This window comes from Synechococcus sp. OH2, from assembly GCF_047462155.1.
Lineage (GTDB): Bacteria > Cyanobacteriota > Cyanobacteriia > Thermostichales > Thermostichaceae > Thermostichus.
The window spans coordinates 24604-28799 of record NZ_JANSIR010000101.1; the positions used below are offsets into that span (position 1 = coordinate 24604).

Annotated in this window: 3 protein-coding genes and 1 pseudogene; all 4 read right to left on the minus strand. The window is 60.0% G+C overall.

The genetic code is table 11. From position 1 onward, the window contains the following. Positions 1-777: nitrate ABC transporter ATP-binding protein (locus tag NW835_RS10075; protein WP_414415210.1), on the minus strand; the 777-nt coding region annotated here is incomplete at its 3' end. Positions 778-858: 81 nt separating this feature from the next. Next, the gene (ntrB, locus tag NW835_RS10080) at positions 859-1794 is read right to left on the minus strand and encodes a nitrate ABC transporter permease (protein ID WP_414337187.1); all 936 of its coding nucleotides are present in this window, start codon (positions 1792-1794) and stop codon (positions 859-861) included. 147 nt (positions 1795-1941) lie between these two features. Continuing rightward, positions 1942-3246, minus strand: a complete 1305-nt coding sequence (locus NW835_RS10085; protein ID WP_414335836.1) for a CmpA/NrtA family ABC transporter substrate-binding protein — start codon at positions 3244-3246, stop codon at positions 1942-1944. A gap of 60 nt (positions 3247-3306) precedes the next feature. Further along, a pseudogene (nirA, locus tag NW835_RS10090) lies at positions 3307-4196 on the minus strand (ferredoxin--nitrite reductase); the annotation flags it as partial.

The window sequence follows — 4196 nt, forward strand, 5'->3', positions numbered from 1 at the left end:
TTGCTGGTTGAGAAAGTAGATCATCTCCCCCCGCAGGCTGTAGTACTCAGGGTGATTCACCACTTCCAACCGGTGGCGCGGCCGCGGAAACGGGATCCGCAAGATTTGGCCGATGCGGGCCTCCGGGCCATTGGTCAGCAGCACCACCCGATCCGAAAGCAGAAGCGCCTCATCCACATCGTGGGTAACCAAAATACAGGTGAGCTGCTCCGCCTGGGCAATCTCCATCAGTTGCTCCTGCAGGCTGCCGCGGGTGAGGGCGTCCAACGCCCCAAACGGCTCATCCAGCAGCAGCACCCGCGGGCGAATGGCCAAAGCCCGGGCAATGGCCACCCGCTGTTTCATCCCCCCCGACAGATGGGCGGGCCGCTTGTCGGCTGCCCCCTGCAAACCCACGCGGCGGATGTGCTCTTCCACGATGCGGGCTCGCTCTGCTTGGGGAAGGGATCCCAGCACCTCGTCCACGGCTAGGGCGATGTTTTCCCGCACCGTCAGCCAGGGCAGCAGGGAATAGTTCTGGAACACCACCATGCGATCTGGGCCGGGCTCCGTCATCTGCCGGCCTTCCAGCAGCACGCCGCCGCGGGAGGGTTTTTCCAGGCCGGCGATGATGTTGAGGAGGGTGGACTTGCCGCAGCCGGAGTGGCCAATTAGCGAGACAAATTCCCCTTTTTGGATCTCCAGATGGATGTCTCTTAGAGCGGGATAAACCTCCCCATTGTCCAGGAAAAAGTCTTTGTCTACATGGTCAACTTCGATGTAGGGCTGAGTCTTCATGATGCTACCTAAGGGATCCCTTGAGATTCATTTTTGAAAAGTGAGCAAACTGTCAGCAGCCAACTCCGGGCTCAGTCCAACCTAGTGATCCTCGGCAACCACCAGCGAGCCAATCCAAGCCGTAACCCGATCCAACAAAAGGCCAACCAGGCCGACATAGATCAAAGCCACAATAATTTCGCTGATGCGGGAGCTATTCCAGGCATCCCAAATGAAGAAGCCGATGCCCACCCCGCCAACCAACATTTCTGCAGCCACAATCGCCAGCCAAGAGAGGCCCACCCCGATGCGCAGGCCGGTAAAGATGTAGGGCACCGTGGCCGGAAAGACAATCTTAAAGAAATACTTCCAGCCGGACATGCGTACAATTCTGGCCACATTGCGGTAGTCCTGTGGGATCCGCTGTACACCGGCAATGGTGTTGATCAAAATGGGCCAGAGGGCCGTGATGAAGATAACAAAAATGGCGGAGGGGTTGGCATCGCGAAAGGCGGCCAAAGAAATCGGCAGCCAAGCCAGAGGTGGCACCGTGCGCAACACCTGAACAATGGGATCCAAAGCCTCATGCAGCCAGCGGTTGACCCCGATCACCATGCCGCCCAAAACCCCCACCAGACTGGCCAAGAAAAACCCAATGAACACCCGCTGCAGGCTGGCCCAGATTTGCCAGAACAGTCCTTTGGCGTTGCCGCCGTAGTCAAAAAAGGGATCTTTAATGAGGGGATCCCAGGTGTCCTGCCAAACTTGGAGCGGGGTGGGCAGGTTGGCGCCGGGCCGGCTGTAGAGGATTTGCCAGAGCAGGAGCACGATGAAAATTGCCGTAGCGGGCAAGAGAATGCGGCGCAGCGCTTGATGGATCCGGACTCGTTGCCTCCAAGCGGATCCAGAGCTCGTGGCAGAAGGGATCCCGGCCTGGGCCTGAAGAGAGGCACCTTGGCTCAGTAGCCAACGGCCTAAGCGGATGAGCAAAGGGAAGAGGTGGCAGCCCACCTTCAAGGCAAAGTGGAGAAGATGCATAGTTTGCTGAGAGTAGGGCTATGGTCAAAGTCAGCGTAGGGAAAGTGCAAGAGAGAAGAGGTTTAATTTGAACCTGTCTGGGGGCTCTTAGGGAAATCTCTCGGACAGGGGGCTTGCAGGTGTTCTGCAAGCCCTGGAAGGAGCAGGCTAGGCCAGCTTCTTGATGGCCAATTTCTCCAGATAGGCAGCCGGATTTTCGGGGTCGAACTTCACCCCATCGAAGAAGGTTTCCACGCCGCGAGAGGTGCTGGGGGGAATGGCGGCCTCTTGGCCAATGGCTTTGGCGGCCTCGCGCCAGAGATCTTCTCGGTTGACCTTGTCCACCAGGGCTTTGGTATCCGTGTCGGCGGGCAGATAGCCCCAGCGGATGTCTTCGGTCAGGAACCAAAGGTCGTGGCTCTTGAAGGGGTAGGAAGCATTGTCTTGCCAGAACTTCATCAGGTGGGGGCTGTTTTGCACCACTTTGCCGGTGCCGTAGTCAAAGGTGCCTTTGGCGCGACCCAAGATATCGGCCACAGGAACCCCCAGCCAGCGGCGGTCGCCGATGATCCGGCACATTTCCTCTTTGTTCTCCATTTGGTCGCACCAGATCTGGGCTTCTTGCACCGCCTTCAACAGCGCCAAGGTGGCTTTCGGGTGGGCATCCACCCAGTCAGCCCGCAGAGCAAAGGCTTTCTCAGGATGGCGATTCCACAGCTCGCCGGTGGTGAGGGCGGTATACCCCTCTTTTTGGTTCACCAGTTGAGCATTCCAAGGCTCGCCCACACAGAAGGCTTCCATCGTTTTGGATTTCATGTTGGCCACCATCTGGGGCGGCGGCACCACAATGACAGAGACATCGCCATTGGGATCGATCCCGCCGGCGGCCAGCCAGTAGCGCATCCACAGGTCGTGGGTGCCGCCGGGGAAGGTTACCGCGCATTTGGGATCCCTGCCGGCAGCTCGCGCTTCCGCAAACTTGGCTTTGAGGGGGGAACTATCCAGGCCAATTTGCAAATCCCGGTACTCGTTGGCAATGCTGATGCACTGACCGTCCAAGTTCAGGCGGGCCAGAATGTACATCGGTACCGGCTTGCCATCGGTAACTTTGCCGGTGGTGATGAGATAGGGCATGGGGGTGAGAATGTGCGCCCCATCGATGCCGCCAGCAGCGGATCCCAGCACCAAGTTGTCGCGGGTGGTGCCCCAAGAGGCCTGCTTGACCACCTCCACGTCCTTCATGCCGTACTTGTCAAAAAACCCCTTCTCTTTGGCGATGATCAGGGGGGCGGCGTCGGTGAGAGCAATGAACCCCAGCTTGGCCCGCGGGGTCTCGGGAGTATCGGCCTGGGCCACCCAGTAGCCCTGACCCAAAGATTGCGATTGGGCGCGTGGGATCCCAGCCGCGGCTGCTCCTGCTGCCAGGGCGGCTGCCCCGGCCAAAAATTGGCGACGGGAGAACAGTTTAGACATCGGAACCTCCAAGATTTTGCACGACGCAGAGAGAAAACCTTCCCCAGACTTGGCCCCTACTTAGCAAGCCATCACGGGGGAAGAAGCAGTTTGAGCAGCCGATGGACGCTGGCGCGGCCTGGCCCCGAAGTGCTCAATCAGCAGCTCCACCAAGACGGGCTTGAGGTCTTCGCAAGGGATCCCTCGACGCACACATTCGCCCAGCTTGGCGTCTTTGCCCACTTCTCCCCCCATGTAGATGTCCACCGCTTCCACCGGCTTGCCGTCCTTGCGGGCGGTGGTGCCCATTAGGCCGATATCGGCCACCTGGGGCTGGCCGCAGGAGTTGGGGCAGCCCGTCCAGTGGATGCGCACCGTCTGCGGGATCTCCAGCTCGGCTTCCAGCTCTTCCATTAGAGCCACAGCGCGGTTTTTGGTCTCGATGAGGGCCAAGTTGCAGAACTGGTTGCCCGTGCAGGACACCAGCCCCCGCTGCAAGGGCCCTGGGTTGGGGGAGAACTTTTTCAAGAGCGGCTCTTTAAGCAGCGGCGCCACCCGCGAATCGGGCACATTGGGGATGAGCACGTTCTGCTCCACCGTCAGCCGCAGCTCCCCGGAGCCGTATACCTCCGCTAGGCGGGCCAGCTCCATCATCTCCAGGGCATTCAGCCGTCCCACCGGCACGTGCAGGCCAACGAAGTTCAAGCCCAGCTGCTTCTGGGCATGCACCCCCAGGAGATCCCGCTTCTGCCAGACCACCTCATCTTTTTCCGCCGCTCTGGACAGCGGATGGCCGATCTGCCGCTCCACAGCCGCCCGAAACTTCTCCAGGCCCCACTCGTCAATGAGCCACATCAGCCGCGCCTTCTGCCGGTTGGCCCGCAGACCGTGATCCCGGTAGACCAGCAGCACCGCCTCGCACAGAGGAACCACATCGCGGGGATCCACCCAGACATCCAGCCCGATGGCCT